General features: G+C 67.4%; 2 protein-coding genes. Both read right to left on the reverse strand.

What is annotated here, in order from left to right; translation table 11 throughout:
• On the reverse strand, nt 1-1,007 hold a 1,007-nt coding region (locus OXF11_07055), incomplete at its 3' end, for a delta-60 repeat domain-containing protein (GenBank protein MCY4486860.1).
• Between the two features lie 486 nt (nt 1,008-1,493).
• A partial coding sequence (locus tag OXF11_07060) for a fibronectin type III domain-containing protein (GenBank protein MCY4486861.1) occupies nt 1,494-2,442 on the reverse strand: 949 nt, incomplete at its 5' end.

Genomic DNA, 2,442 nt, shown 5'->3' on the forward strand with positions numbered 1-2,442 from the left:
GCCACGCCGAAGCTGTAGCCCGCCTCCCCGGCCAGCACTATCTTGCCGTCGGACTGGATCGCCACCGCCCACGCCCCGTCGTTGGCGCCAAAGTTGGTCGTCAGCTTGCCGGTCCTGTTTACTCCATCAATGGTTCCGAAGCCGGTGTCCAGCGAGCCGTCGGTGTTGTAGCGCGCCGCAGCGAAGTCCCTCCCGCCGCTGATGTAGGCGGAGCCGGCCACGACAATCTTGCCGTCGGACTGGAGCGCCACCGCCCGCGCCTCGTCGGTGGAGCCGAAGTCGGTGGTCACCCGGCCGCCGGTTCCGAAGGAGGTGTCCAGCGAGCCGTCGGGGTTGTAGCGCGCCAGCGCGAAGTCCTTGTTGGCGTTCTGCACCCAGCCGACGGCCACAATCTTGCCGTCGGACTGCTTCGCCACCGCGTGGATCTCGCTGGCCTTGGTGTTGAAGGGCGTCGTGACCTTGCCCCCGATGCCGAAGTCCGGGTCCAGGTCGGCGGCGTGGGATACGGTCAGTTTCAGGTTCACCGTGTCGCCTACGGACGGGACCGGAATAGCGTAATCGGTAGTGAAGGACCCAACAACCGAAAGAAGATCGCTGCCGGCCATGGGAAATCGCTCGCTGCCGATGTGCAGGGTAAGGGACTCCAGGTTCTTTTTCGGGGTCCCTGTGAAGGCAAAAGTAAAGAATTTATTTTCAGAAAAGCCGACTGAGTGCAGGCCATAGTCCGCTCCCCGAAACGTGAAGTCATCGTCCGAGAGTACGCTCGTATTCGAGCAGGCATAGGCCTCACCACCGCTGGTACCTTGGCTGGTGCAACCGATTGAGTTAGAGCCGGCCGGAGTGAGGTCCGCCACCGTCAGCGTCGCGGACCAGACGGTCTGCTCCGCCTCGTGGCTTGCGGAGACGGGCGGCGGGGCGAGGGGCGCCATGGGGCCCAGGAGCATTGCAAGGACCGCCAGCAGCGGCAGCAGCAGCGGGGCGCGGCGGAAAAGAGAGGCGCGCTTCATGCCGGCCCTCCGCGGATGTTCAGAGGGTGGGGGCCGGCCTGCGGGACTAGAACATTTATTCGGGGGGGGGGGGTAACCGGCATGGCAGCCCTCAACTGGCGGCCCGCGTTCCTGATCTCGCTGCTGACATCGAACATGGCTACGCTGTCTCCTTGTGGTATCTCTCCGGTCCTGGCGGGTCAGTGCGACGGCGCCAACCCCGGCGGCGGAATGCTCTCCCCAACCGGCAGACCCGGCTGCCCCGGACAGCAGGAACTGCGCGAGCTGGGGGCTGCCAATATGTTACCGCATCGTCCGTATCATGTGCGTCACCATTAGGCTCTTTTTATGTGTTGTTTATCGTATCACCTTCCTGACCCAGGGCCGGGTCAACGCGCGGCGCAGCGGCTGCTGAGCCTCGCGCCGGCCCAAGCCAGCGCCGGCACGCCAAGGGGGGCGCCCAGCCGCAGCCGGACGCCCCCCTTCTGCTGGACCCGCCAGAGGGGATCATTGACCCGTCTGCCCGTCTCCCTCCTCCGGCGGGGCTTCCGCCTCCGGCAGGGTGATGCTGGCGTGGACCCGCTCGCCCTTGCCGGCCGCGTTCTCGGCCCGCACCCACACTTTGTAGGTTTGGCCGGACTCCAGGTTCTCAAAGCTGACCTTCGTCTTCTTCGCCCTGGGCGTCTTGGTCCTCCCGCTACCCTCAGCGCCGCCCTCCGGCCTGATGTGCACGATGTACCCGTCCGGCGCGCCGCCGGTCTCCGGGGCGTTCCAGATCACCGTCACGGTGTCCGCCGCGGCCGTCAGCTCCAAGCCCGTCACCGGGCCGGGCAGCACCGCCGGCAGGGTGATGCTGGCGCGGGTGCGCTCCCCCTTGCCAGCTTCGTTCTGCGCCCGAACCCACACCTCGTAGGTGGAGCCGCTTTTCAGACCCCGGAAGGTGAGGGACGGCTTGTTGGCCCCGGGGCGGCGGGTCTCGCCGTCGCCGCCTCCCTGGCGCTTGATGTTCACGATGTAGCCGTCCGGCGCATCCCCGCTCTCCGGGGCGCTCCAGCTGACGCTCACGCTGTCGTGGGTCGCCGTCAGCTCCAGGCCCAACACCGGGCCGGGCAGTTCCACCGGCTCGGGCTCGGGCTCCGGGGCTTTGACGACCGTTACGTCAAAGGCGTCACTGACGGTGTTGCCGTCGGCGTCCTGGGCCGCAACCGTGATGGTCGCCGTTCCCTCGGACACACCGGACACCGTGAGCGCGGACCGGTCGGCGGACACGGACACGGTGGCTTTGCCCTCGTCCGAGGACGCGGCGGTGATGGTCAGGCTGTCGCCGTCGGCGTCGCTGAATACGCCCGACAGGGACACGTCCCGCGTGGCTCCTTCCTCCAGGCCCGATACGTCGCTGATGGCCGAGGCCACCACCGGCGCGGCCTTCACCCTGACGGTGAAACTGTCCTCCACC

This window comes from Deltaproteobacteria bacterium (assembly GCA_026712905.1).
Taxonomy (GTDB): Bacteria; Desulfobacterota; Binatia; order UBA9968; family JAJDTQ01; genus JAJDTQ01.